Here is a 25089-nt window from a genome sequence, read left to right on the forward strand (position 1 = left end):
CTGAGCCGCCACCGTGCCGCCTCGGGAAGGCGGAGTTTCCCCGACCCCGCCTCCCGCACGACCTCATTCCCCCACCGCACCCCCGTCCCCCTTTCCGCCCACCCCTCTCCCCGGGCGATACGCGTGCATAGGAGCCCGCGATGAGCGACATGATCACCGCGGACCTGGTCGACCTCGACCTGTCCGCCGACACCAAGGAAGCGGCGGCGCGCGCCCTCGCCGAGCGCATGGTGAGCCAGGGCCGGGTGACCGACCTGGAGGGCTTCCTCGCCGACGTGGCCGCCCGCGAGGCGCAGATGCCGACCGGCCTCGACGGCGGCATCGGCATCCCGCACTGCCGCAGCGCGCACGTCACCGAGCCGACCCTCGCCTTCGGCCGCAGCGCCGCCGGCATCGACTTCGGCGCCGCGGACGGTCCGGCCGACCTGATCTTCCTGATCGCGGCCCCGGCCGGCGCCGACGACGCCCACCTCACGATCCTCTCCTCACTGGCCCGCCAGCTGATGAACGCCGACTTCACCTCGGCGCTGCGCGCGGTGACCGACGCGCGGACGGCGGCGGCGCTGATCCGCGGGGACGAGACGCCGAGCACGGCACAGGTGCCGGCGGCCACTACCGAGGAGGGCGGGGACGCGGGCGCGGCCGTGGAGAGCGCGGGCGCGGGCGCCGCGCAGGGCGCCGTGAGCGCCTCCAAAGACTCCGCTGCGACGCCGGTGGCGGCCTCCGCCGGCGCCGCAGCGGACACCACGGCCCCGGCACCGGGCGCGGCCGCCGAGAGCGGATCCGCCCCGGCGCCGGGTGCCACCGACTCCGGTGAGCGCCCCTTCCGCATCGTCGCGGTGACCTCCTGCCCGACCGGCATCGCGCACACGTACATGGCGGCCGAGTCCCTGGAGAACGCGGGACGCGAGGCGGGCGTCGAACTCGTCGTCGAGACCCAGGGCTCGGCCGGCTTCACCCGGCTGGACCCGGCGCTGATCGCGGCGGCGGACGCCGTGATCTTCGCGCACGACGTCCCCGTACGCGACAAGGACCGCTTCGCCGGCAAGCCGACCGTCGACGTCGGGGTGAAGGCGGGCATCAACCGCCCCGCCGAACTCATCACGGAGGTGCGCGGGAAGGCGGCGCGCGGCGAGACGAGTGCGCCGGCGGCCGCGTCGGGCGGCACGCCGGTCGAGCGCGCGGGCGACTCCACCGAGGGCTACGGCACCAAGCTCCGCAAGTGGCTGATGAGCGGCGTGAGCTACATGGTTCCGTTCGTCGCCGCGGGCGGCCTCCTCATCGCCCTCGGCTTCGCCATCGGCGGCTACAAGATCAACAAGGCGCCGTCGGTGATGGACCACTTCGTGTGGACCCAGGCCGACAGCTGGGGCGCTCTGATGTTCCAGATCGGCGTCGTCTCCTTCGGCTTCCTGGTGCCGGTCCTGGCCGGCTACATCGCCTACGGCATGGCCGACCGGCCGGGCCTGGTCCCCGGCTTCGTGGGTGGCGCGATCTCGGTGACCATCAACGCGGGCTTCCTCGGCGGCCTCGCGGCCGGTCTGATCGCCGGTGGCGTGGTGCTGGCCATCCAGCGGGTGCGGATCCCCGCGGCGTTGCGCGGCATCATGCCGGTGGTGGTGATCCCGCTGATCTCCGCGGCGATCGTCGGATTCCTGATGTTCGTCGTGATCGGCAAGCCCATCGCCACCGCGCAGAAGGGCCTCACCGACTGGCTGAACAGCCTCACCGGCACCAACGCGATCCTGCTCGGCGCCCTGCTCGGCCTGATGATGTGCTTCGACCTGGGCGGTCCGGTCAACAAGGTCGCCTACACCTTCGCCACCGCCGGCATCGCGGTCTCGAACCCCAGCGACTCCGCGATGAAGATCATGGCCGCGGTGATGGCGGCCGGCATGGTCCCGCCGCTGGCGATGGCCCTCGCCACCACTGTGCGCGGCAGGCTGTTCACGCGGACCGAGCGCGAGAACGGCAAGGCCGCCTGGGTCCTGGGCGCCTCCTTCATCTCCGAGGGCGCGATCCCGTTCGCGGCGGCCGACCCGCTGCGCGTGATCCCCTCGGCGATGATCGGCGGCGCACTCACCGGCGCCCTGTCGATGGCCTTCGGCGCCACCCTGCGCGCCCCGCACGGCGGCATCTTCGTGGTCCCGCTGATCGGCAACCCGTTCCTGTACCTCATCGCCATCGCGGCCGGCGTCTGCGCCACCACGGCCCTGGTCGTCCTCCTCAAGGGCATGCGCAAGCAGACCCCGGAGACCGCGGCCACCGAGCCCGCCCCGAACGCGGACGCCACGACGAAGGAGACCAAGCAGCCCGTGGCGGCGTGACCACTGCACTCGCCCCGTCCGCCCTTGTCCCTTTAGTTCGCTGTGAGTTGTTCACGGCACATGCGAGATACGTCACGGTCCGGGACCACAGTCCCGGACCGTGGTGTGTACTGGGCCCATGCCAGAGCATGTCTCGACTCTCCAGTCTGCGGGCGCGGTCGCCCTCACCCTGGCCGGCGTGGCCTGGGCGATCGTCGTCATACGCCTGCTGCGCCGCTTCCGCGCGGCGGCCCTGCGAGAGCTCCCGGCTGTTCATCTCCCGGTCCTGCCGCGCCAGCCGCAGGCCGGCCCCGCGCTGGAGAAGGTGGAACTCACCCCGGCGGAACAGGACGCCTTCGCCGGACTGATACGGCGACTCGGCGATCACTGACCGGACGGGCGCCGTCCCCCGCCCCCCGGAACGCCCCCCTACGCCTGCCGCGCCGCGCGCCGCTCCATCGCGTCCCGGGCCGCGTCCTCCGACATGTACACCTCGCACATGTGGCGCCCGTCCGGCGTCGCCGTGTGCTCCACCTCCCACAGCGAGAGCTCGCTGCCGTCCGGCAGCAGGAACGCGTGCTCGTACAGCGCGTAGCTCAGTCCCGCACGCCCGGCGCGGCCCGGGCGCCCGAACGCCTGCGTGATCTCGTGCGCCGTCGACGTCGCCAGCAGCGCCGCCGTCTCCGGACCGGGCCGGTCCGGATTCTCCGCACGGCGCAGCAGCCGGCGCGCGTGGTCCGCCGAGTCGTCGGCGGCGAACACGTGCCGCGGCTCCGGGATCGCCCACAGCCGCATCAGCGCGGGCAGCTCGAACTCCGGCGGCTGAGGCGGCATCCCGAGCCGCGCCGTGGCCGTCTGCAGCTCGTCCTCGTCGACGTACAGCTCGCTCTCCGGGGCGCCGCCCGGCGTGGGGTTGTGCACGAGCTCCCACAGCGTGACCGCGGAGCCGTCCGCGAGCAGCCAGGTGTGCCGGTACGTCTCCCGGTGCAGCCCCGCGCTGTGGTACGCGGAGTGCAGCGAACTGTCATGCGCCAGCGCGCACTCCAGCTGCCGAATCACCTCGTCGGGCAGCTCGAAGGAGTTCAGGGCACGGCCGAGGAGCCGCTCGAGATGCTCCTCAGGAGACTCGGGCGACTCGGCTGGTTCGTACGCTGCCGTCTCGTACGGAACGCTCAAGGTTTCTCCCGGCGTTGCTGCATGTCACCTTGTGGGTGCATACCGTAGCCCCTCGGTCGGACATCATGTCCGGGAACCGAGAAAACGTACGCCGGGAAAACGCGCGGGCCGCGCGAGAAGTTCCCGCGCGGCCCCACATGCCGTCAAAAACCGCCGCTCAGGCGGCGCTTCCGGCGGTCCAGGCGCTCCAGGACATGTTCCAGCCGTTCAGGCCGTTGTCCGGGGATACCGACGTGTCCGGGGAGTTCTTCACGACGACGACGTCCCCGATGAGCGAGTTGTCGTAGAACCACTTGGCAGGCGTGGCGCCCTGCGCGCCCTGCACATCGGCCAGGCCGACGCAGCCGTGGCTGGTGCCCTCGCGGCCGAAGGGCGGATTGCCCTTGTCGTACCAGTAGTTGCCGTGGATGAAGGTGCCGGAGTCCGTCAGGCGCATCGCATGCGGCACGTCAGGGATGTCGTACTCGCCGCCGAGGCCGACCGTCCGGCTGTCCATGCGGGTCTGGGTGAACTTCTCGGAGATCACCATCTGCCCGTTGTAGGTGGTGTGCTGCGGGCTTCCGGTGGAGATCGGAATCGACCTGACCGTCCTGCCGTCCCGCACCACGGTCATGGTCTGGGTGTGGGCGTCGACCGTGGAGACCTGCGACCGCCCGATGGTGAAGGAGACGGTCTTCTTCTGCACCCCGTAGACGCCGTGCGCGCCCTGGACCCCGTCCAGGTCGATCTTCATCGTGACCTTGGAGCCGGCCTTCCAGTAGTCCTGCGGCCGGAAGTCCAGGCGCCGGTCCCCGAACCAGTGCCCGACCACCTGCTGACCGCTGCTGGAGCCGATAGTGATGTGCGACTGCACGGCCTTCTTGTCGGTGATCGACTTGTCGAACGTGAACGACACCGGCATCCCCACCCCGACCGTGGTGCCGTTGTCCGGCGTGTAGGTACCGATGAAGCTGTTCGCCGACGTCACCGTGGTGAAGATGGAGTTGGCCGCCGCGGTCCGCCCGTCGGCGTCCTTCGCGGTCGCGTCTATCTGGTACTTCGTCCCGCGCTCCAGCTGCTGCTTCGGCTTCCAGCTGCTGCCGTCCGCCGAGATCGCCCCGGCCACGGCCTGCCCCGTCCCTGACACGGTCATCTTCACGTCGGTCAGCTTTCCGCCGCTGACCCTCACGCCGGTCGCGTTGATGGACGCGTCGGTCGAGCCGTCCTTGGCGGAGATGAGGATCCTCGCCGTCGACGTCTTGGGGGAGTTCTTGCCGCCCTTGCCGTCGTCAGTGGCGTTGGCGCTGCCACCGCACGCGGTAAGGGTGAGGCTGCCGACCAGCAGGGCGGCACAGGCCCCCAGTACGCGCCGCGCTGCAATGTCCGGCGTTGTCACGGGCTGCTCCAGGTTCGTGTGATGTGCGTGATCCGTTCCAGTGCGTGAGGAAAGAGGGCACTGGCGCCCGGAAAGGTTCCCTCCCACTCCTGTGAACCGCCATCACGTGACAGAACCGCGACAATTCGCGTCCGGCGGACGGTCCACCCCGACCACAGCCCACCGCGCCCCGCCGTCCGCCCCCGCCCGCACCCCCTACCTCGCTCCGTACAACTCCCCGTACGACGGCCACACTCCACCGGGCCCGTCGACCGACTCGGCTGCGCGGACGCCCCGCACGATCGCGCGCGTCACGACATCCGCACCGGCCGCGAGGATGCCGTTGAGCTCCAGCGGGTGCTCGGCGAGAGCGCGCGTGCCGGTCGCGAGGGCGAACACCGTGTCGCCGTCGTTCATGAGGTGGACCGGCCGTACGGCGCGCGCGATCCCGTCGTGCGCCGTGCCCGCCAGCTTCTGCGCCTGCGCCTTGGAGAGGTGCGCGTCGGTCGCGACCACCGCCAACGTCGTGTTGAGCGGAGGCGGCGCGTTCTTGGCGGCTGTTTCGTCGAGGCGCCGGCACGCGGCCTCGTGCACGCGCTCCCCGGGATACTCCACTCGCCCCTGACTCAACTCCCCGTACAGCGCCCCCGTCTCCGGCTCGATCACCGACCCCGCGGCGTTCACGACCACGAGCGCGGCCACGGTGATTCCCGAGTCCAGCACCGTGCTCGCGGTGCCCACGCCGCCCTTGATCCGTCCCGCCGCGGCGCCCGTCCCGGCCCCGACGCAGCCCTCCGCCACCCGACCACCCGGCGTGCTCACCGCCGCGGCCTCCACCGCCGTGCGCCCGGTCGCCGCGTCCGGCCGCGCGCCGAAGTTCCCTCCGCGCCCCAGGTCGAAGACGCACGCGGCGGGCACGACCGGCACGACATGCCCCGGGTCCGGGCCCACCCGCACTCCGCGCCCCCGCTCCTCCAGCCAGGCCATCACGCCGGACGCCGCGTCGAGCCCGTACGCGCTGCCACCGGTCAGGACCACGGCATCGACCCGCTGCACCACGTTCCGCGGATCGAGCGCGTCGGTCTCCCTGGTGCCGGGGCCGCCGCCGCGCACGTCCACGGCGGCGACCGCGCCGCCCTCCGGAGCGAGCACGACCGTGGTGCCGGTGAGCCGGCCGTCTCCGCGGAGGGTGGCGTGCCCCACCCGCACCCCGGCGACGTCCGTGATTGCGTCAACTGTCATGGGGGCCAGTCTCGCCCGCCGAGGCGCCCTGGGGCAGTCAGCCGGCCGGAGCGGTGGCGCTCGCCGCACGCTCCCGGCCGGCCGTGCGCGCCGTCAGCGTCACCCCGACCGCCACCGCGGACGCGCACACCAGCCCCGTCGCGAACACCGCCCAGTCGCCCAGGAAGGTGCAGCAGATCACCAGCAGCGCCGTGGCCGGCAGCACCAGTTGCTGGGCGATGCCGACCTTGAAGTGCCGCGAGTGGAGCGCCCAGACGGTGATCAGATACAGCGCCGTGGGCAGTGTCACGGCCGCCGACGCGGACAGCGTGGAGATGTGGGTCCTGCCGACCGCGTGCTCCACGGTCACCTCCAGGCCCGCGCCGATCGCCGCGGCCGAGGCGAAGATCAGGTAGTGGCCGTAACCCCACAGGAACGCCTGACCATGGGCACGGAGGTGACCGTGGATGGGCACCACGAAGTAGATCCACCACGCGGAGAAGACGATCAGGAGTCCGCCCGCCGCGATCGGCAGCAGCTCGCCCAGCGCGTTGTGCTCGTCGAAGGCCCCCTTCACGGCGACCGTCGCCGAGGCGACCGTCTCGCCGAGCACGATGATGGTGAACAGGCCGTACCGCTCGGCGATGTGATGCGAATGCCAGGACGTCTCGTGGTGCTTCTCGGCGAACAGCGGCACGCACATCTCCGCGATCGCCATCACCAGGAACACCCAGGGCCGCGCGGGTCCGGGCAGCAGCAGCAGTCCCAGCCAGCCGACCTGGCACAGGAGCACGCCGCACGCGTACCGCAACGCCACGGTCCGCTCGGCGCCCTCGGCCGAACGCGCGGCTCTCAGCCACTGCGTGGCCATCGCCAGCCGCATGATCAGGTAGCCGAGCCAGACCACCAGGTAGTCGTGGTGCTGGAAGGCCCGCGAGATGCCGGCGGCCAGCACCAGGACGCCGGCGATCTGCACCAGGGTGACCACCCGGTAGAGCACGTCGTCGTTGTCGTACGCCGAGGCGAACCAGGTGAAGTTCATCCAGGCCCACCAGATGGCGAAGAACTGCATCGCGTAGTTGAGGATTCCGTCGCCCGCGTGGCCCTCGGCGACGGCGTGCACCAGTTGCACGCCCGCCTGCGCGATCGCCACGACGAAGCACAGGTCGAAGAAGAGCTCCAGAGGCGAGGAGACCCGGTGCGCCTCGTCGCGCCCGCGCGCGACGAGGCGTCGCAGAGGCCCGGAGGACTGGGGTGCGCCCGAGGAGGTGGGCGCCGGAGCGGAACTCGACGTCATGCCTCTCAGCACAGCAGAAAAGCGGGCGGGAGGCCTTGTGAAGACCACTGCGGACAAGAAGACCACTGCAGACAGTGGCCGCGGTCACGAGCGGCCCCCACGCGGGCGGCGGACGCCCAGGGGCGCGTGCAGAGGGGCCGTACCCTTGAGGCATGAGCACCGCCCCCGCACCCGGCTCCCGCGACCCGAAGCCCGCGCTGGTCTTCGACGACCCGCTGGACCAGCAGACCTCGGACGACACCGATCGCGGCTGGGGCGAGCGCACGGACGGCGACAGTGCAGCCGACCTGAAGCGCTTCCTGGACGAGAAGCCGCCGCACCACCTCTGAGCCGCCCGCGGCGGCGCGGCTAGCGCTCGTCGTGTCCCGATCCACGCTGTGCGACCAGCGCGTCGCGGATCTCCTTGAGCACCTCCAGCTCGGTCACCTCGATGACCTCCTTGGTGCCCTCCCGTGCCGCCTTGCGGGCCGCCTGGCGCGCCAGGTACTTCGACATCGGCAGGATCATGAGGAAGTAGACGACGGCTGCGGTGATCAAGAAATTCAGCGTGGCGCCGAGCACGGAGCCCCACATCAGCTGGATGCCGTGGGTTTTTGTGCAGGAGGAGGTCAGGCACGAGCTGTAGCTGTCCAGGCTCTGCGTGCCGATCGCTCCGACCACCGGGTTGATGACCCCCTTGACCACCGAGTTCACGATGTTCGTGAAGGCCGCGCCGATGACCACCGCGACTGCCAGATCGACGACGTTGCCGCGCATCAGGAAGGCCTTGAAGCCCTGCCAGACGCTCGCTTCCTTCTGCTTGCTCACCTCGGGGACTCTCCTCGCATGCACAGGGTGTGGAACCAAACGCTCCGCAACCTACGACACGGTGTGGCCATGGTGTCCAGTCCCGCCGTTCGACCGAGCGGTGTGACAGCAGTCCGCGGAGAAAGCGTCCGAGCCGGTTCAGCACGGCGTCGATCAGCACAGCGTCACCGCCAGGCGCGCCGTCGCGCTCGCGCCGACGAGCTTGGCCGCCGTGCCACGCGGCACCGACAGCACGACCAGCGCCCCGCTCTCGGCCGCCTCCGCCGGCGGCTCGGGCACCTCGGTCACCCGCACACCGCGCGCGAGCACCCGCGCGACGCCTCCGGCCGCCGGGTCCCCGGCGGCGATGACGTCGACGCGGTCGCCGGGCCGCAGGAGCCGGACGGTGGCCGCGTCGGCGATCCGCACGGGCGCCGTCACCACCTCCACGGCCGCATGCCGGCGTACGGGCACCGTGGCCGGGTGCGCCCGGGCCCGCTCCGCAGGTTGCGGTCCGGCGCCCGTGCGCGGCCCCGCGGCGACGAGCGCGGCCGCGGTCACCGCGAGGCCGGCCGCGATGGCCCGCCTGCGGTGCCGTACGAGCCGCTGCAGTTGATACCGCCCGCCGCGCACCCGCACCGGAGGGAACTGCGGCACCTCACAGGTCGCCGGGGCGTCCGTGCCCAGCGGACGCGGAAGCCGGACGGGAAGCGGGGAAAAGGGAGGCGGGGAAACGGGCGGCGGGGAAAGAGGAGAGGGCGAGGGCGGAGTGGGAGACGGGTTCAAGGACGGGGACAGAGGCACGGAAATCACCGCCTGCGACGAGGAATTCGGCTTGCGATGCCACGATGAGGCCTCGCGCCGAATCCCGCCGCAGCCGGTGGATCACCGACGGTTTGTGGACAACCCGCTCACTCGAACGAGAAATTCCGGAACTTCCCGTGCCTGTGTCACGGCAGCTCGAAGCCCGGATCCATGCCGCCGAGCGCGTCCACGCAGAGACAGTCCCGCGCCCCGGTCTCCGGCAGTGCCGCCACCGCGTCGAACAGCACGCCCCGCAGCCGGTCCACATTGGCCGCGAACACCCGCAGCACCTCCTCGTGCGAGACGCCCTCACCGGTCTCGGCACCGGCATCGAGGTCGGTGACCAGGGTCAGCGACGTGTAGCACAGCTGAAGTTCCCGGGCGAGCGCCGCTTCCGGGTGACCGGTCATGCCCACGACCGACCAGCCCTGGGCCCGGTGCCACAACGATTCGGCACGCGTCGAGAAGCGCGGTCCCTCGACCACGACCAGCGTGCCGCCGTCCACCGGCTCCCAGTCCCGCCCCCGGGCGGCCTTCAGCGCGGCAGCCCGTCCGGTGGGGCAGTAGGGGTCGGCCATGGAGACGTGCACGACGTTCGGCACGGTGCCGTCGGGCAGCGGCAACCCGTCGAAGTACGACTGTGCCCGGGACTTCGTACGGTCCACGAACTGGTCCGGCACGAGCAGGGTGCCGGGGCCGTACTCGGGCTGCAGGCCGCCCACCGCGCACGGGCCGAGGACCTGCCGGACGCCGACCGAGCGCAGCGCCCACAGATTGGCGCGGTAGTTGATGCGGTGCGGCGGCAGGTGGTGGCCGCGGCCGTGCCGGGGCAGGAAGGCGACCCGCCGGCCGGCGACCTCGCCGAGGAAGAGGGAGTCGCTGGGCGGCCCGTAAGGGGTGTCGACCTGGACCTCGGTCACGTCGTCGAGGAACGAGTAGAAGCCCGAACCGCCTATTACGCCGATCTCTGCGTTCGCCATGACCAGCACACTAGCGGGCCGTGAAACCGTGGGGGAGCGGTGCCGGAGAGCACCGAGGACCCCGCCGTCGTACGACGGCAGGGTCCGGGGAGGCAGAGGTCAGGCCGCGGAGCTGCTGGCGGAGCTCGAGGAGGAGGACGACGAGGCCGGCTTCGAGTCGGACGAGGACGAGCCGGACGACGACGTGCTCGACGACTTCGACGCCGGGCTGCTGCTCGACGTGGAACCGCGGGAATCGTTGCGGTAGAAGCCCGAGCCCTTGAAGACGATGCCGACCGCGGAGAACACCTTCTTCAGGCGGCCCTTGCAGTTGGGGCACTCCGTCAGGGCGTCGTCGGTGAACTTCTGCACCGCCTCGAGGCCCTCGCCGCACTCGGTGCACTGGTACTGGTAGGTCGGCACTGTGTTCCTCCTGGCACTCTCACTCAATGAGTGCTAACGACGAACCATAGTGACGTATTCCGGGGGATCAGTCCACCGCCACCGGCACGCGGTGACCGACGCCACGTGCGACGGTGCGGTTCTGCCCCCGCGCGACCAGCCGGGACCGCAGCGCCAGCAGGGTCGCCAGCGCGAGCACCGTGCCGGCCATCGGCACCAGGAATCCGGCGCCGTCCCACAGCCGGTCCTCCAGCTGTCCGGCGACCGTGACGGCGGCCGCCTGCCCGAGCGCGACCGCACCGGTCAGCCAGGTGAAGGCCTCCGTGCGGGCGCCGGCCGGGACCAGGCCCTCGACCAGCGTGTACCCGGTGATCAGCGCGGGCGCGATGCACATGCCGACCAGCAGGCCGAGCCCGGCCAGCAGCAGGACCGAGTGCGCCGTCCACAGGGCGGACGCGACGATCGCGAGCGCCGTGTAGCCGACGACCAGGCGGTGCTGCGGGGCGGTCTTCCAGGCGATCGCGCCACAGACGATGCCGGACAGCATGTTGCCGGCGGCGAAGACGCCGTACAGGACGCCGTTCAGGCCGGGCTGGCCGATCGACTCGGTGAACGCCGCCAGCGCCACCTGCATGCCGCCGAAGACGGACCCGATGCCCAGGAAGGTCACGACCAGCACCCGCACGCCCGGCACGCGGAGCGCGGAGGCGTGCTTCACGCGCGCGTGCCCGCTCTCCCCGGTCACCGGCGGCTGTGTGCCCTTCTGCGCGGCGAACAGCAGACCGCCGACGAGGGTCAGCGCGCCCTCGGTGACCAGGCCTGCCGCCGGGGTCACCGCGGTGCACAGCGCGGTCGCCAGCAGCGGGCCGAAGACGAAGGTCAGCTCGTCCGTGACCGACTCGAACGCCGCGGCGGTGGCCATCAGGGGCGAACCCTGCAGCTTCACGCCCCAGCGTGCACGCACCATGGGGCCGACCTGCGGCACCGAGGCGCCGGTCGGTACGGCCGCCAGGAACAGCGCCCACAGGGGGGCGTGCGCCAGTGCGAGCGCGGTCAGCGACAGACCGGACAGCGTGTGCACCACCACGCCGGGGACCAGCACGGCGCGCTGGCCGTAGCGGTCGGCGAGGCGTCCGCTGTACGGCGCGAACAGCGCCATGGAGACGCCGGTGGCGGCCGCGGCGGCACCCGCGGCGCCGTACGAGCCGGTGGTGTGCTGGACGAGCAGCACGATGGAGATGGTGAGCATCGCGAACGGCTGGCGCGCCGCGAAGCCGGGGAGCAGGAAGGTCCAGGCGCCGCGGGTGCGCAGCAGCTGTCCGTACCCCGGGCGGGGCGAGGCCGGCGAGGTCTGCTCCGGTTCGGAGACCTTCTCCGGTTCGATGGTGCTGACCGTGGATCCCACGGCCCGTGCCTTTCTGCCGCCTGGTAGCGCGGGCCCCGTGCGGGCCCGGGCGCCGAGAGCTGTCCTCTTGCGCGGACTGCGGTAGATACCGGCGCCCACTGGGGGGTGGGGGGCGTCACGGCCGCCATACGGTCGCGCCAGCTCTGCGTCAGGCAGAGTTGGTTCGATCAGGGTGCGCCTTCATGGTACAGGGATCATCGGCTTGCACGGCTGTGAAAATGAGCACCACGCGCGCCGGTAACCTGGGATTTCATGGGGCGTGAGCCGCCCGAAACGCGCCCTTAACGCGCGCCGCCCGCTCCGTTCAGGCCCAGCCAGCCGGCCAGCTTGCCGCCGTGCGCGACGGCGCGCAGACGTCGTTCCGCCGCGTCGCGGACCGGGTCGGTGGCGACGACGAGCAGTTCGTCGCCCCACCGCAGCACTGTGGTGGGGAGCGGAACAAACGATTTTTCATCGCGGACGACCAAGGTGACGGCAGCACCGGGCGGCAGGCGCAGCTCGTTGACCTCCACGCCGTGCATCCGCGAGCCCTCGGGGATCGTCACGGACAGCAGATGTCCGCGCAGCCGCTCCAGGGGCGCCGACTCGATGCCGAGGTCGGCGGCCTCGCCCGCCTCGCCCAGGCGCAGCGTGCGGGCCAGCCAGGGCAGCGTCGGCCCCTGCACGAGGGTGTAGACCACGACCAGCACGAAGACGATGTTGAAGATGCGGCGGCTGCCGATGACGCCGTTCACCATCGGGATGGTCGCCAGGATGATGGGCACGGCGCCGCGCAGTCCCGCCCACGACATCAGGCTCTGCTCCTGCCACGGCACCCGGAACGGCGCCAGGCTGAGCACCACGCTCAGCGGCCGGGCCACCATGGTCAGGACCAGGCCGATCACCAGGGCGGGCCAGACGTCGTCGCCCAGCTCGTGCGGGGTGACCAGCAGGCCGAGCAGGACGAACATGCCGATCTGGGCGATCCACCCGAGTCCCTCGGCGAAGCCGCGCGTGGCCGGCCAGTGCGGGAGTTTGGCGTTGCCGAGCATCATCGAGGCCAGATAGACGGCCAGGAAGCCGCTGCCGTGGCCCAGCGCGCCGGCGGCGTACGCGGTCACGGCGATCGCCATGACCGCGATCGGGTAGAGGCCGGAGGCGGGCAGGGCCACGTGCTTGAGCCCCCACGAGCCGAACCAGCCCACCGCGAGCCCTATGGCCGCGCCGATGGCCAGCTCCAGGGCTATCTCGCCCAGCAGGACGTACCAGTGCTCGACCGGTCCGGCCGTGCAGAAGGCGACGACCAGGATGACCACCGGGGCGTCGTTGAAGCCGGACTCCGCCTCCAGCGTGCCCGTCACGCGCGCGGGGAGGGGAACTCTGCGCAGCACCGAGAAGACCGCCGCCGCGTCCGTCGACGACACCACCGCGCCGATGATGAGCGCCTGCCGCCACTCCAGCCCGACCAGGTAGTGCGCACCTGTCGCCGTGACGCCCACGCTCACGGCCACGCCGAGGGTCGCCAGGACCGACGCGGACGACAGGACCGGCCTGATCTCCTTCCACTTCGTGCCGAGACCGCCCTCGGCGAGGATCACGACCAGCGCGGCGTAGCCCATGACCTGGGTCAGCGCGGCGCTGTTGAAGTGGATGTGCCCGATGCCGTCCTGGCCCATGAGGATGCCGATCCCCAGGTAGACGAGCAGGCTGGGGAGCCCGCTGCGGGAGGAGATCCGCACGGCCGCGACGGCGACGAGCAGGACCAGCGAGCAGACGAGCAGGAGCTGGTTGAGATGGTGGACGGTCAGCGGCGTTTCCTCCCCTGAGATCTCCGGTTACTTCGTTACCTTACCTAACTCTTGACGCTTTCTTGACGCTCGCCGAGGCAAGATCGAACGCCCGTGCGCGCTTGTTCCCGACTCCGCGTCAAGCGGGACAGGGCCCTGCGCCTATGGTTGCTCCAGCGCTCATTCAAAGTCACAGCCCGACCTGCCGCTCGCGTTAGGACAGCAAGGACAGCGATGCCCCCCAACACCACCGCCACAACGGGTGCCGCCGCCACCACCGGTGCCGCGCCCGCCAAGTCCGGCAGGAAGAAGGGGCGCAAAGCCCGGCTGATCGTGCTGGTGCTGGTCCTGGCCGTCATCGGCGGCATCGCCTACGGGGCGTACTGGTCGATCAGCACCGTCCGCGCCTCCTTCCCGCAGACCAAGGGCACGATCACGCTCCAGGGCCTGTCGGGGCCGGTCGACGTCAAACGGGACGGCAACGGCATCCCGCAGATCTACGCGTCCTCCGACGAGGACCTGTTCATGGCGCAGGGCTACGTCCAGGCGCAGGACCGGTTCTGGGAGATGGACGTGCGCCGGCACATGACCTCCGGCCGCCTGTCCGAGATGTTCGGCAAGAGCCAGGTCAAGAACGACGAGTTCCTGCGCACGCTCGGCTGGGACCGGATCGCCAGGCAGGAGTACGACACCAAGCTGTCGGCCGCCACGAAGACCTACCTCCAGGCGTACGCCAAGGGCGTCAACGCCTACCTCCAGGGCAAGGACGGCAAGGACATCTCCCTGGAGTACGCCGCCCTGGGCCTCACCAACGACTACAAGCCGCAGCAGTGGACCCCGGTCGACTCGGTCTCCTGGCTCAAGGCGATGGCCTGGGACCTGCGCGGCAACATGCAGGACGAGATCGACCGCGCCCTGATGACCAGCCGGCTCGGCCCGCAGCAGATCCAGGACCTGTACCCGGAGTACCCGTACAGCCGCAACAAGCCGATCGTGCAGGAGGGTCAGTACAACGCGCTGACCAAGTCCTTCGAGCAGGGCGGCGCCGGCACGGCCTCGCAGAGCACCGGCACGACGGGCACGACGGGCACGGCCGGCGGCGCCACAGGCGCCTCTGCGGGCTCCACGGGCACGACCGGCTCCTCCGCCTCGGCCACGACCGGATCGTCGCTCACAAGCCAGCTGGCGGGCCTCCACCACGTTCTGGACGACGTCCCGACCGCCGTCGGAGTGAACGGCCAGGGCATCGGCTCCAACTCGTGGGTGGTCGCCGGGAAGTACACCATCACCGGAAAGCCGCTGCTGGCCAACGACCCGCACCTGTCGCCGTCCCTGCCGGGCGTCTGGTACCAGATGGGCCTGCACTGCCGCACCGTGTCCAGCAAGTGCCAGTACGACGTGACCGGCTACACCTTTGCGGGCATGCCCGGTGTGATCATCGGGCACAACGCGAACATCGCCTGGGGCATGACCAACTCCGGGGTCGACGTCACCGACCTGTACCTGGAGAAGGTGACCGCGAACGGCTACCTGTACAACGGCAAGGTCCGGCCCTTCAGGACCCGCGAGGAGACCATCAAGGTCGCCGGCGGCGCGTCCAAGTCGATCGTCGTGCGCCAGACCCAGGACGGGATGCCGCTGCTGTCCGACCGCGACGACGAACTCGTCCAGGTCGGCAAGCGGGCCACCGTCAACACCGCCGCCCCCGACCGCGGCGACGGCTACGGCATCGCCCTGAGGTGGACCGCGCTCGACCCGGGCACCTCCATGGACGCCGTGTTCGCCCTCGACAAGGCGGCGAACTGGAGCGACTTCCGCGCGGCGGCCGCCCTGTTCGACGTGCCCTCGCAGAACCTCGTCTACGCGGACACCGACAACCACATCGGCTACACGCTGCCCGGCAGGATCCCCACGCGCTCCTCCGTCGACGACGGCTCGATCCCGGCTCCGGGATGGGACTCGAAGTACCGCTGGACCGGCTTCATCAAGCAGGACGAGCTGCCCTACGAGTACAACCCCAAGCGCGGCTACATCGTCACCGCCAACCAGGCCGTGGTCGACAAGGACAAGTACCCGTACACCCTCACCACCGACTGGGGCTACGGCACCCGCAGCCAGCGCATCACCGACCTGATCGAGTCCAAGATCAAGGACGGCGGCAAGATCTCGACCGAGGACATGCGGCAGATGCAGCTGGACAACAGCAGCGAGATCGCCAAGCTCCTGGTGCCCAGGCTGCTGAAGATCAACCTCGACGACAAGAACGTCCGCGACGCACAGAAGCTGCTGGAGGGCTGGGACTACACCCAGGAGTCCGACTCCGCGGCGGCCGCCTACTTCAACGCGGTCTGGCGCAACATCCTCAAGCTCGCCTTCGGCAACAAGCTGCCCAAGGAGTTGCGCGTCCAGGGGCAGTGCCTGTGGGTCGACAAGATCGACAGCACCGGCCCGGTCGACGACGACGCCAAGGTGCGCGAGTGCGGCCAGCGCGACGCCGACCAGGCGCAGCCGGACGGCGGCGACCGCTGGTTCGAGGTCGTGCGCGAGCTGATGGACAAGCCGGACAGCGACTGGTGGAAGACGCCCAGGTCGGGCACCCGGCCCGCGGCCACCAACATGGACCAGCTCTTCGCCCGGGCCATGATCGACGCCCGCTGGGAGCTGACCGCCAAGCTCGGCAAGGACATCGACACCTGGAGCTGGGGCCGGCTGCACCGCCTGTTCCTGAAGAACCAGACACTCGGCACCGACGGCCCCAAGGCGCTGCAGTACATCCTCAACCGCGGCCCCTGGAAGCTCAGCGGTGGTGAGGCCACGGTGAACGCGACCGGCTGGAACGCCGCCGGCGGCTACGGCGTCGTCTGGGTGCCGTCCATGCGGATGGTCGTCAACCTCGCCGACTTCGACAAGTCGAGGTGGATCAATCTGACCGGCGCCTCCGGGCACGCCTTCAGCGCGCACTACACGGACCAGACGAGTCTGTGGGCGAAGGGCGAACTGCTGCCCTGGTCGTTCTCGGACCAGGCGGTCGGCAAGAGCACGAGCGACACGCTCGTCCTCAAGCCCTGACCGGCCGGCTGACGCACGGAAAACGGCCCTCCACGCGCGCGTGGAGGGCCGTTTCGTCGTACGGGCAGCGGGGGCGCCGGGTCAGGCGTCCGGGAAGCGGCGCACGCCGGAGGGCGTCACCACGGCGTGCACGGGCTTGTCGTGCGCCTCCGCCGGGACGCGCGCGACGACCTCCGTGTCGTACAGCAGCACCACGAGCCGGGGGCACGCGCCCGCGCGCTCCAGGCGGGCCAGTACGCGGTCGTACGACCCTCCGCCGCGCCCGAGGCGCATCCCGCGCGCGTCGACCGCGAGACCGGGCAGCAGCACGACGTCCGCGGCCGTCACGGCGTCCGGACCGAGACGCGCCCCGGATGGCTCGAAAAGCGCCATTTTCCCGCTGTGTTGGACCCGGGCGAGGGAGCCCCGGCCGGCGTATTCGCCCCAGTCCAGGTCGTTGTCGGGCAGGAGCGCGGGGAGCAGCACCCGCACGCCCCGCGCGCGCAGCGCGTCCAGCAGCGCAGGCGTGCCGGGCTCGCTCCCCACGGAGACGTACGCCGCCACCGTGCGTGCGTGCGCCAGCTCGGGCAGCTCCAGGGCGCGCTCCGCCAGTGCGCGGCCCGTCTCGGCGACGTCATCGTCCGTCAACCTGTTCCTCACCGAGAGGAACTCCCGGCGCAACATTCGCTTGTCAGGCTCGCCCCTGCGTCCTTCGTGTTCCACTGGTCGTTCTCGCGCCCTTTCTTGAATGCAGTCATAAAGGGTCAATCAACCGGAGCCACAGTTTCCGCACAAAGGCACCGGATAAGGTTGCGGGCATGACTCAGTCGCACCCCAGGATCAGCAAGGCTGTCATCCCCGCGGCAGGCCTCGGCACCCGGTTCCTGCCGGCCACCAAAGCCACTCCCAAGGAGATGCTGCCGGTCGTCGACAAGCCCGCGATCCAGTACGTGGTCGAGGAGGCCGTCGCGGCAGGGCTGGACGACGTCCTCATGGTCACCGGGCGTAACAAGCGTCCCCTCGAGGACCACTTCGACCGCAACTACGAGCTGGAATCGGCGCTCGACAAGAAGGGTGACGCCGAACGGCTCGCGAAGGTGCAGGAGTCCAGCGACCTGGCGACCATGCACTACGTGCGCCAGGGCGACCCCAGGGGTCTCGGCCACGCCGTGCTGTGCGCCGCCCCGCACGTCGGCCACGAGCCCTTCGCCGTGCTCCTCGGTGACGACCTGATCGACCCGCGCGACCCGCTCCTGCAGCGCATGATCGAGATCCAGGAGCAGCACGGCGGCAGCGTGATCGCCCTCATGGAGGTCGCGCCCGAGCAGATCCACCTCTACGGCTGCGCGGCCGTGGAGGCGACCGCCGACAGCGACGTCGTCCGGGTGACCGGGCTGGTCGAGAAGCCGGACCCGGCGGACGCCCCCTCCAGCTACGCGATCATCGGCCGTTACGTCCTCGACCCGCACATCTTCGACATACTGCGCAAGACCGAGCCGGGTCGCGGCGGTGAGATCCAGCTCACCGACGCCCTCCAGCAGCTCGCGGCGGACGAGAAGGTCGGCGGGCCGGTGCACGGCGTCGTCTTCCAGGGCCGCCGCTATGACACCGGCGACCGTGGCGACTATCTGCGTGCCATTGTCAGACTCGCGTGCGAACGTGAAGACCTGGGCCCGGACTTCCGGACCTGGCTTCGCAGTTACGTAGCCGAGGAGATGCAGCAATCTTGAGCAGCGCCGCGACCCGCCCCGCCGGCCCGGACGACCTGTGGTCGGTGGACGAGCACCTGGAGGACATCCTCTCGACCGTCCGCCCCCTCGAACCCATCGAGCTGCAACTGCTCGACGCCCAGGGCTGTGTCCTGGTCGACGACGTCACGGTGCCGGTGTCCCTGCCGCCGTTCGACAACAGCTCCATGGACGGGTACGCGGTGCGGGTCTCGGACGTGGCGGGCGCCAGTGCGGAGTTCCCGGCCGCCCTGGAGATCGTCGGCGACGTCGCGGCGGGCGCGGCCGATCCGGTCCGGGTCGGCCCCGGCCAGGCCGCCCGCATCATGACCGGCGCCCCGCTGCCGCCCGGTGCCGAGGCCGTCGTCCCGGTGGAGTGGACCGACGGCGGACTCGGCGAGGGCCCCGTGAGCGGGATGCGGGCGCGCAGCCTGGCCCCCGAGGGCGCGCAGGGGCAGGTGCGGGTGCACCGTCCCGTCGAGGCACGCGCGCACGTGCGCGCCCAGGGCAGCGACGTGAAGGCCGGCGACCGCGCCCTCGAGGCCGGGACGATCCTCGGCCCGCCGCAGATCGCGCTGCTCGCCGCGATCGGCCGCGGCACGGTCCGCGTGCGCCCGCGCCCGCGCGTGGTCGTCCTGTCCACCGGCAGCGAACTCGTCCAGCCCGGCGAGGAACTGGCCCGCGGGCAGATCTACGACTCCAACAGCTTCGCCCTCACCGCCGCCGCGCGGGACGCCGGCGCCATCGCCTACCGGGTCGGGGCCGTCGCCGACGACGCCGAGACGCTCCGCTCCACCATCGAGGACCAGCTCGTCCGCGCCGATCTGCTGGTGACCACGGGCGGGGTGAGCGTGGGGGCGTACGACGTCGTCAAGGAGGCGCTGTCGTACGCCGGCGACGCGGACGAGGCGGGCAGCGGCGTGGAGTTCCGCAAGCTCGCCATGCAGCCCGGCAAACCCCAGGGCTTCGGTTCCATCGGCCCCGACCACACGCCGCTGCTGGCCCTGCCGGGCAACCCGGTGTCGTCGTACGTCTCCTTCGAGCTGTTCGTCCGTCCGGCCATCCGCGCCCTGATGGGGCTCACGGACCTGCACCGGCCTCGTGTCCGGGCCATCTTGAGGGCCGACAAGGCGCTGCGCTCGCCCAAGGGGCGCCGGCAGTTCCTGCGCGGTGCCCACGGAGACGGCGAGGTGACCCCCGTGGGCGGCGCCGGCTCGCACCTGATCGCGGCGCTGGCCCAGGCCGACGCGCTGATCGTCGTCCCCGAGGACGTGGAGTCCGTCGAGCCCGGCGCCGAGGTGGAGGTGGTCCTGCTCGGCTGAGACCCGCTGGTTGGGGGTACCGTGTCGCGCACAACAGGCCCGCGCACCGCACTGCGCCGGGCCCGGACCGGGAGCGGCACACACCATGGCTGAGTCTTTCCGGGGGGAGACCCCCGGACCCCCTGCGCAGGACCGACTGACGCACATCGACGAGGCGGGCGCGGCCCGGATGGTCGACGTGTCCGGGAAGGACGTGACCGCGCGCACCGCCCGCGCCAGCGGCCGTGTCCTCGTCTCGGCCCGCGTGGTCGAGCTGCTGCGCGGCGAGGGGGTGCCCAAGGGGGATGCCCTCGCGACGGCACGGATCGCCGGGATCATGGGCGCCAAGCGCACACCGGATCTGATCCCGCTGTGTCACCCGTTGTCGGTGTCGGGTGTGAAACTGGATCTGTCGGTCGCGGACGACGCCGTGGAGATCCAGGCCACCGTGCGGACCACGGACCGTACGGGCGTCGAGATGGAGGCCCTCACCGCCGTGACGGTCGCCGCGCTCACCGTGATCGACATGGTCAAGGCGGTCGACAAGGGAGCGGTCATCACGGACGTGCGGGTGGAGGAGAAGACGGGCGGCAAGTCGGGCGACTGGAGCCGGGCATGACCTATCGCGCTCTGGTGGTCACCGCCTCCAACAGGGCCGCCGCGGGTGTCTACGAGGACAAGGGCGGCCCGTTGGTCGCCGACGGCCTGAAGAGCTTCGGGTTCCACGTCGACGGCCCCCGGGTGGTCCCGGACGGGGACCCCGTGGAAGCGGCCCTGCGCTCGGGAGTCGACGCCGGCTACGACGCGATCGTCACCACCGGCGGCACCGGGATCTCGCCCACCGACCGCACGCCCGAGGCGACCCGCGCGGTGATCGACCAGGAGGTGCCGGGCATCGCCGAGGCCATCCGGGCGTACGGGCGGGAGAAGGTTCCCGCGGCGGCGCTCTCCCGGGGCCTGGCCGGTGTGGCGGGGCGGACCCTGATCGTCAACCTGCCGGGCTCCACGGGCGGGGTACGGGACGGCCTCGCCGTGCTGGAGCCCCTGCTGATCCATGCCGTCGAGCAGATCCGCGGCGGCGACCACCCCAGACCCGGCAGCGGGGGTGCGAGCTGAACAGCCCTTCCTGGCCCGTCGTGCTGGCGGACGGCGATGTCGTCCTCCGGCCGATAAGGCTGCGCGACCAGCGGGCCTGGCGCGAGGTGAACCGGCGCAACCGGGACTGGCTGCGCCCCTGGGAGGCGACCATTCCGCCGCCCACGCCGAGCGGGCCGATCGCGCACCGGCCGACCTACCGCCAGATGGTCCGGCACCTGCGGTCCGAGGCCAACGCCGGCCGGATGCTGCCGTTCGTCATCGAGTACCAGGGGCGGCTCGTCGGCCAGCTGACGGTCGCCGGGATCACCTGGGGATCGATGTGCTCGGGGCACGTCGGTTACTGGGTGGACGAGTCGGTGGCCGGGCGCGGGGTGATGCCGACGGCCGTCGCGCTGGTGGTGGACCACTGTTTCCGCACCGTCGGACTGCACCGCATCGAGGTGTGCATTCGGCCGGAGAACCGGCCCAGCCGCCGGGTCGTGGAGAAACTGGGATTCCGCGAGGAGGGGCTCCGGCCGCGCTATCTGCACATCGACGGGGCCTGGCGCGACCATCTGGTGTTCGCGCTCACCGCGGAAGAGGTGCCCGACGGTTTGCTGGCGCGGTGGCGGCGGGCACGCTCCCAGCAGCTGCCGCAGAAACCCCAGAGCACGGGAAATTGAATATGTGTTCGAAATTGATCGTTTGTTGACCGTCTCAGGGGTATTGAATTCACGCCTGAGGCGGTCCGCTGATCGCATCGGTCGCAAAAAAAGCTAGAAATATCAGCCAGATCGTGCGACACACCGGCCCAATTGGCGGATGGCCTCACGCAAACCCCTCTACGGTGTGAGACGTGAGCAGCAGCGGCCTCATCTACGCAGTCATTGTCGGGGCCTGGGCCGCCTACTTGGTGCCGATGTGGCTCCGTAGGCAGGACGAGCTGAACGAGGCCCGTCCGACGGAACGCTTCAGCACCGCCATCCGGCTGCTGTCCGGACGGGCGGGAATGGAGCGCCGGTACGCCAAGGACCTGCGGGCACGCTCCGCCGAGGAGGGGGAGCCGGACGCCGGCGCCCCGGACGCCGTCACCGATTCGGTGGACGTCCGGGCCTTCGCCATGCCTCCGACCCGCCGTCAGGTGCACGCCGACGCCGAACCCGAGCCGTCCGGCAGGGTGGAACCGGCGCGCGAACAGGACGTCGCACCGGCGCCCAAGTCCGGTTCGGCACCCGCCCAGAAGCGAGTGCCGTCCGCGCGGCCCGCGTCCTCGGCGCAGGCGGCCGCAGCGCGGGCCCGGCGCTCGAAGGTTCTCGCGCGCCGCAGGCGCACCACTGTGGTTCTCTTCGTCGCCTTCACGCTGGGCGCGATCGTCGCCGCCGTCGGCGGGCTCGCCTTCCTGTGGGTGCCCGCCGTGCCGGCCGTGCTGCTCAGCGGGTACATCGCGTACCTGCGCTCCCAGGAGCGCCGTCGCTTCGCGTACCAGATGGACCGCCGGCGCGCCGAGGTGGCCGCCCAGCGGCTGCGTGAGCGGGAGCGCCAGCCGCGCCGCCGCGCGCCCCTCGACGCGGGCCCCGGCGCGGACGAACCGGAGGACGCCCCGCGGGCCGGGACGGACCCGGGGCTCGCCGCGCTCGCCGCGGACCGGCGCGCCCTGGTCGAGCAGACGGACCACGCCGAGTGGGTCGACCAGCAGCGCGAGCGGCAGCGGCGGCCTGGCGGCGACAGCTGGGACCCGGTACCGGTGCCTCTGCCGACGTACGTGACCGCGCCGGTCGCGCCGCGTGCCACCTCCGACGTGGATCTGGGGGCGCCCGGCACATGGAGTTCGGCGCGCTCCAGCCCGGTCGCGCCGGAGCACGAGGCCGGTCGCCCGGCGGAGGCCGGGGCGGACGGACAGGCGCCCGCTTCCGGGGAGAAGCCGGCGGACGGCCGTGGCGACGCTCGCCGTGTGGCCTCCGCGCGCCGGTCGCGCGAGCGCGGCGGGCGCACCCCTCTCTTCGATCAGTACGAGGACGGCGACCGGCCCCGCGCGGCCAACGAGTGACGCCCGCCACACTTCCGGAAGGCGCGCTGACCAGTCAGGGAACGGATTTCCAAGCACCCCGATCGGGATGCTAAAGTTTCACTCGTTGCAAGGGCCTGTGGCGCAGTCCGGTAGCGCACCTCGTTCGCATCGAGGGGGCCAGGGGTTCAAATCCCCTCAGGTCCACGCAGCATGGAGCCCCGGTCGGCGGAAGCCGACCGGGGCTCCATCGTGTTCACAGCTGCTTCGCGAAGCAGCGGCTGTCCTCGTAGTGGCGGTAGTAGCCGAACTTGGCGCACGGCTCGTAGCCGCTGGAGGTGTACAGGGCGATGGCCTCCGGCTGCTTGGTGCCCGTCTCCAGGACCATGCGGACGCGGCCGGCCATCCGGGCGTTCTCCTCCAGTGCCGCGAGCATGCGGCGGGCCAGGCCCCGGCCGCGCATCTGAGTGATCACGAACATGCGCTTCAGCTCGGCGTCGCCGTCCTCGTTGCCCTCGTCGTTGCGGTCCTGGCTGCGCCAGCCGCCGGTCGCGACGGGACGGTCGTGCTCGTCGTAGGCGATCAGGTACACACCCCGGGGCGGGTCGAAGTCGGCGGGATCGAGGAGCGTGGCGTCGCCGCCGTCGCCGTAGCGAAGGTGGTACTCGGCCTGGACCTCGTCGTTGAGCTTGACGGCGTCGGGGTGGTCGAAACGAACACGACGTATATTCATGCTGGGTATCGTACTTCTATGCAGTAGGGGGGCTTCGGCCTTTTCCGGGCACTCGGACCAGTGTGCCGGTATCGTGCCCTGGTGCTGACTGTGACCTCGGTGAACGTGAACGGGCTGCGAGCCGCCGCCAAGAAGGGCTTCGTGGAGTGGCTCGCGCGGACTGACGCGGACGTCGTCTGCCTGCAGGAGGTGCGCGCCGAGCCGCACCAGCTGCCCGAGGAGGTGCGGCAGCCCGACGGCTGGCACGTCGTGCACGCCCCGGCCGCCGCCAAGGGCCGTGCGGGCGTCTCCCTCTACACGCGGCGCGAGCCCGACCGCGTCCGGGTCGGCTTCGGCTCGGCCGAGTTCGACGGCAGCGGGCGCTATGTCGAGGCGGATCTGCCCGGCGTCACGGTCGCCTCCCTCTATCTGCCCTCCGGTGAGGTCGGCACCGAGCGCCAGGACGAGAAGGTCCGCTTCATGGGCGAGTTCCTCGCCCATCTCAAGGCGCTGCGCGAAAGGGCCGCCGCCGACGGGCGCGAAGTGGTCGTCTGCGGTGACTGGAACATCGCCCACCAGCAGGCCGACCTCAAGAACTGGCGCGCCAACACCAAGAACTCCGGCTTCCTTCCGGAGGAGCGGGAATGGCTCGGGCGGGTGTTCGCCGCCGAGGACGGCGGGTACGTCGACGTCGTACGCGCCCTGCACCCTGACGTCGAGGGGCCGTACACCTGGTGGTCGTACCGGGGCCGGGCCTTCGACAACGACTCCGGATGGCGCATCGACCACCACGTGGCCACGCCCGGTCTCGCCGGCAAGGCGGTGAAGGGCTTCGTCGAGCGCGCGGCCACGCATGCCGAGCGCTGGTCGGACCACGCCCCGGTGACCGTCGTCTACGACCTCTGACACGCGACCGCCGGCCATACGCAGGGGGCGTTCAGCAGGGGCGCGTTCAGGTGTCCTGCGCGCCCGTCTCCTTGTTGATCCGCCGGTCCAGCGCCAGGGACAGCTCCGCCTCCACCACGCTGCGGGCCAGGGGGCGCAGGCGGTGGAGGTCCTCCTCGGGGCCGTGGCGGAGGATCAGGTCGGTGAAGAGTTCGGCCAGGGCGTCGGCGTGTTCGCGGACCCGGGCGCCGGCGGTGAGGACCTCGGCGAGCGGGATGCCCTCGCGGACCAGGGCGGAGGAGACGTCCAGCAGGCGGCGGCTGATGTGGACGATCTCGTCGCCGTCGGTGCCGAGGTAGCCCAGTTCCATGGCGGCGGCGAGGTTCTCGGGGGTGACCTCGCCCTCGAAGCGGGCGGCGAGTTCCTCCGGGGTGAGGCGGACCGGCTCCTCCTCGGTGGGGGTGCCGACGCCGAGGAGGTCGGCGACGCCTCGGCCCTGGTCGAGGGCTTCGGCGAGTTCGGCGATGCCGTTCAGCGTGTGGCCGCGCTCCAGCAGGGCGGCGATGGTGCGCAGACGAGCCAGGTGGTGGTCGTCGTACCAGGCGATACGGCCCTCGCGGCGGGGCGGGGGGATCAGCTTGCGCTCGCGGTAGAAGCGCAGGGTGCGCACGGTGATGCCGGCCAGCCGCGCCAGCTCCTCCATGCGGTACTCGCGCCGCGCCTGGGGTCGTACCTCCGGGTGTTCTGCGTCCTCTGCCACGCCCGCAGCCTATGTTGTACCGCCGGTAACTTTCCTTTCCCGACCCCTACCGCCGAGTACGGAGCTGCTCTACAGTCCCATTGCGCCAGTGTTCACTG

24 protein-coding genes and 1 tRNA gene are annotated in these 25089 nt (G+C 71.2%); 12 read left to right on the forward strand and 13 right to left on the reverse strand.

All coding sequences use genetic code 11. The annotated features are described in order from the left end of the window. The first annotated feature begins 140 nt into the window (after positions 1-140). Positions 141-2327 (forward strand): PTS fructose transporter subunit IIABC, encoded by a 2187-nt coding sequence (locus FB563_RS17530; protein WP_142218774.1) that lies wholly within the window; start codon positions 141-143, stop codon positions 2325-2327. Between the two features lie 118 nt (positions 2328-2445). Further along, complete coding sequence (locus FB563_RS17535; protein WP_142218775.1) at positions 2446-2697, forward strand: hypothetical protein; 252 nt, start codon at positions 2446-2448, stop codon at positions 2695-2697. 38 nt (positions 2698-2735) lie between these two features. On the opposite strand, the gene FB563_RS17540 is transcribed toward FB563_RS17535, so the two are convergent. The 4 genes from FB563_RS17540 to FB563_RS17555 all read right to left on the reverse strand — a co-directional run bounded on the left by FB563_RS17540 (position 2736) and on the right by FB563_RS17555 (position 7354). Next, complete coding sequence (locus FB563_RS17540; RefSeq protein ID WP_055709647.1) at positions 2736-3482, reverse strand: DUF6227 family protein; 747 nt, start codon at positions 3480-3482, stop codon at positions 2736-2738. 157 nt (positions 3483-3639) lie between these two features. After that, entirely contained in the window at positions 3640-4857 is a 1218-nt protein-coding gene (locus tag FB563_RS17545) for a L,D-transpeptidase (RefSeq protein WP_055709648.1), read from the reverse strand. A gap of 195 nt (positions 4858-5052) precedes the next feature. Further along, the gene (locus FB563_RS17550) at positions 5053-6078 is read right to left on the reverse strand and encodes a P1 family peptidase (protein ID WP_107100672.1); all 1026 of its coding nucleotides are present in this window, start codon (positions 6076-6078) and stop codon (positions 5053-5055) included. A gap of 37 nt (positions 6079-6115) precedes the next feature. Next, positions 6116-7354 (reverse strand): low temperature requirement protein A, encoded by a 1239-nt coding sequence (locus FB563_RS17555; RefSeq protein ID WP_055707339.1) that lies wholly within the window; start codon positions 7352-7354, stop codon positions 6116-6118. Positions 7355-7506: 152 nt separating this feature from the next. Between FB563_RS17555 and FB563_RS42980 the strand changes: the two genes are divergently transcribed. Next, positions 7507-7683 carry a hypothetical protein gene (locus FB563_RS42980; RefSeq protein ID WP_167528494.1) on the forward strand — a complete coding sequence of 59 codons (177 nt, stop codon included), beginning with the start codon at positions 7507-7509 and terminating at the stop codon, positions 7681-7683. Between the two features lie 19 nt (positions 7684-7702). On the opposite strand, the gene mscL is transcribed toward FB563_RS42980, so the two are convergent. From mscL to FB563_RS17590, 6 genes are all read right to left on the reverse strand, one after another. Beyond that, positions 7703-8161 carry a large conductance mechanosensitive channel protein MscL gene (gene mscL, locus FB563_RS17560; protein ID WP_055707340.1) on the reverse strand — a complete coding sequence of 153 codons (459 nt, stop codon included), beginning with the start codon at positions 8159-8161 and terminating at the stop codon, positions 7703-7705. Between the two features lie 153 nt (positions 8162-8314). After that, a complete protein-coding gene (locus tag FB563_RS17565; RefSeq protein ID WP_411573197.1) occupies positions 8315-8926 on the reverse strand; it encodes a CpaB family protein in 612 nt (203 codons plus the stop codon). A 164-nt stretch (positions 8927-9090) separates the two neighbouring features. Next, complete coding sequence (locus FB563_RS17570; RefSeq protein ID WP_055707346.1) at positions 9091-9924, reverse strand: S-methyl-5'-thioadenosine phosphorylase; 834 nt, start codon at positions 9922-9924, stop codon at positions 9091-9093. A 99-nt stretch (positions 9925-10023) separates the two neighbouring features. Beyond that, entirely contained in the window at positions 10024-10326 is a 303-nt protein-coding gene (locus FB563_RS17575; RefSeq protein ID WP_055707342.1) for an FmdB family zinc ribbon protein, read from the reverse strand. A gap of 67 nt (positions 10327-10393) precedes the next feature. Continuing rightward, a complete protein-coding gene (locus FB563_RS17580; RefSeq protein ID WP_055707343.1) occupies positions 10394-11710 on the reverse strand; it encodes an MFS transporter in 1317 nt (438 codons plus the stop codon). Positions 11711-11991: 281 nt separating this feature from the next. Continuing rightward, complete coding sequence (locus FB563_RS17590) at positions 11992-13518, reverse strand: potassium/proton antiporter (protein WP_079048873.1); 1527 nt, start codon at positions 13516-13518, stop codon at positions 11992-11994. Between the two features lie 192 nt (positions 13519-13710). Between FB563_RS17590 and FB563_RS17595 the strand changes: the two genes are divergently transcribed. Next, complete coding sequence (locus FB563_RS17595; protein ID WP_055707344.1) at positions 13711-16545, forward strand: penicillin acylase family protein; 2835 nt, start codon at positions 13711-13713, stop codon at positions 16543-16545. A gap of 81 nt (positions 16546-16626) precedes the next feature. Here FB563_RS17595 and FB563_RS17600 read toward each other — a convergent pair whose 3' ends face one another. After that, positions 16627-17208, reverse strand: coding sequence for a 5-formyltetrahydrofolate cyclo-ligase (locus FB563_RS17600; protein WP_079048841.1), 582 nt, complete (start codon positions 17206-17208; stop codon positions 16627-16629). A gap of 134 nt (positions 17209-17342) precedes the next feature. Between FB563_RS17600 and galU the strand changes: the two genes are divergently transcribed. The 7 genes from galU (at position 17343) to FB563_RS17635 (ending at position 22841) form a co-directional block, all read left to right on the forward strand. Next, the gene (galU, locus tag FB563_RS17605; RefSeq protein WP_055707047.1) at positions 17343-18254 is read left to right on the forward strand and encodes a UTP--glucose-1-phosphate uridylyltransferase GalU; all 912 of its coding nucleotides are present in this window, start codon (positions 17343-17345) and stop codon (positions 18252-18254) included. Then, positions 18251-19573 carry a molybdotransferase-like divisome protein Glp gene (gene glp / locus FB563_RS17610; RefSeq protein WP_055707048.1) on the forward strand — a complete coding sequence of 441 codons (1323 nt, stop codon included), beginning with the start codon at positions 18251-18253 and terminating at the stop codon, positions 19571-19573. Before galU ends, glp begins: the two co-directional genes overlap by 4 nt. 85 nt (positions 19574-19658) lie before the next feature. Continuing rightward, positions 19659-20171 (forward strand): cyclic pyranopterin monophosphate synthase MoaC, encoded by a 513-nt coding sequence (moaC, locus tag FB563_RS17615; protein ID WP_055707049.1) that lies wholly within the window; start codon positions 19659-19661, stop codon positions 20169-20171. Then, positions 20168-20668: a MogA/MoaB family molybdenum cofactor biosynthesis protein gene (locus FB563_RS17620; RefSeq protein ID WP_055707050.1), complete on the forward strand. Its 501-nt coding sequence runs from the start codon at positions 20168-20170 to the stop codon at positions 20666-20668. The genes moaC and FB563_RS17620 overlap by 4 nt, the downstream gene beginning before the upstream one ends. Positions 20669-20688: 20 nt before the next feature. Further along, positions 20689-21312 carry a GNAT family N-acetyltransferase gene (locus FB563_RS17625; RefSeq protein WP_055707051.1) on the forward strand — a complete coding sequence of 208 codons (624 nt, stop codon included), beginning with the start codon at positions 20689-20691 and terminating at the stop codon, positions 21310-21312. Positions 21313-21485: 173 nt separating this feature from the next. Then, the gene (gene sepX / locus FB563_RS17630) at positions 21486-22676 is read left to right on the forward strand and encodes a divisome protein SepX/GlpR (RefSeq protein WP_055707052.1); all 1191 of its coding nucleotides are present in this window, start codon (positions 21486-21488) and stop codon (positions 22674-22676) included. Between the two features lie 91 nt (positions 22677-22767). Next, positions 22768-22841 (forward strand) — tRNA-Ala (locus FB563_RS17635). A 49-nt stretch (positions 22842-22890) separates the two neighbouring features. Here FB563_RS17635 and FB563_RS17640 read toward each other — a convergent pair. Further along, positions 22891-23367, reverse strand: a complete 477-nt coding sequence (locus tag FB563_RS17640) for a GNAT family N-acetyltransferase (protein WP_055707053.1) — start codon at positions 23365-23367, stop codon at positions 22891-22893. A gap of 81 nt (positions 23368-23448) precedes the next feature. Here FB563_RS17640 and FB563_RS17645 point away from each other — a divergent pair, with 81 nt between their 5' ends. Further along, complete coding sequence (locus tag FB563_RS17645; protein WP_055707054.1) at positions 23449-24252, forward strand: exodeoxyribonuclease III; 804 nt, start codon at positions 23449-23451, stop codon at positions 24250-24252. 46 nt (positions 24253-24298) lie between these two features. Here FB563_RS17645 and FB563_RS17650 read toward each other — a convergent pair whose 3' ends face one another. After that, positions 24299-24934 (reverse strand): MerR family transcriptional regulator, encoded by a 636-nt coding sequence (locus FB563_RS17650; RefSeq protein ID WP_055707056.1) that lies wholly within the window; start codon positions 24932-24934, stop codon positions 24299-24301. Positions 24935-25089: the final 155 nt, after the last annotated feature.

The organism is Streptomyces puniciscabiei, assembly GCF_006715785.1.
Lineage (GTDB): Bacteria > Actinomycetota > Actinomycetes > Streptomycetales > Streptomycetaceae > Streptomyces > Streptomyces puniciscabiei.

Excerpts from the sequence above, each read along its gene's own strand:
- FB563_RS17530 (WP_142218774.1), top strand. The coding sequence starts at position 141 with ATGAGCGACATGATCACCGCGGACCTGGTCGACCTCGACCTGTCCGCC.
- FB563_RS17535 (WP_142218775.1), top strand. The coding sequence starts at position 2,446 with ATGCCAGAGCATGTCTCGACTCTCCAGTCTGCGGGCGCGGTCGCCCTC.
- FB563_RS17550 (WP_107100672.1), bottom strand. The coding sequence starts at position 6,078 with ATGACAGTTGACGCAATCACGGACGTCGCCGGGGTGCGGGTGGGGCAC.
- FB563_RS17555 (WP_055707339.1), bottom strand. The coding sequence starts at position 7,354 with ATGACGTCGAGTTCCGCTCCGGCGCCCACCTCCTCGGGCGCACCCCAG.
- FB563_RS42980 (WP_167528494.1), top strand. The coding sequence starts at position 7,507 with ATGAGCACCGCCCCCGCACCCGGCTCCCGCGACCCGAAGCCCGCGCTG.
- FB563_RS17570 (WP_055707346.1), bottom strand. The coding sequence starts at position 9,924 with ATGGCGAACGCAGAGATCGGCGTAATAGGCGGTTCGGGCTTCTACTCG.
- FB563_RS17595 (WP_055707344.1), top strand. The coding sequence starts at position 13,711 with ATGCCCCCCAACACCACCGCCACAACGGGTGCCGCCGCCACCACCGGT.
- FB563_RS17600 (WP_079048841.1), bottom strand. The coding sequence starts at position 17,208 with ATGTTGCGCCGGGAGTTCCTCTCGGTGAGGAACAGGTTGACGGACGAT.
- galU (WP_055707047.1), top strand. The coding sequence starts at position 17,343 with ATGACTCAGTCGCACCCCAGGATCAGCAAGGCTGTCATCCCCGCGGCA.
- moaC (WP_055707049.1), top strand. The coding sequence starts at position 19,659 with ATGGCTGAGTCTTTCCGGGGGGAGACCCCCGGACCCCCTGCGCAGGAC.
- FB563_RS17620 (WP_055707050.1), top strand. The coding sequence starts at position 20,168 with ATGACCTATCGCGCTCTGGTGGTCACCGCCTCCAACAGGGCCGCCGCG.
- FB563_RS17640 (WP_055707053.1), bottom strand. The coding sequence starts at position 23,367 with ATGAATATACGTCGTGTTCGTTTCGACCACCCCGACGCCGTCAAGCTC.
- FB563_RS17650 (WP_055707056.1), bottom strand. The coding sequence starts at position 24,934 with ATGGAGGAGCTGGCGCGGCTGGCCGGCATCACCGTGCGCACCCTGCGC.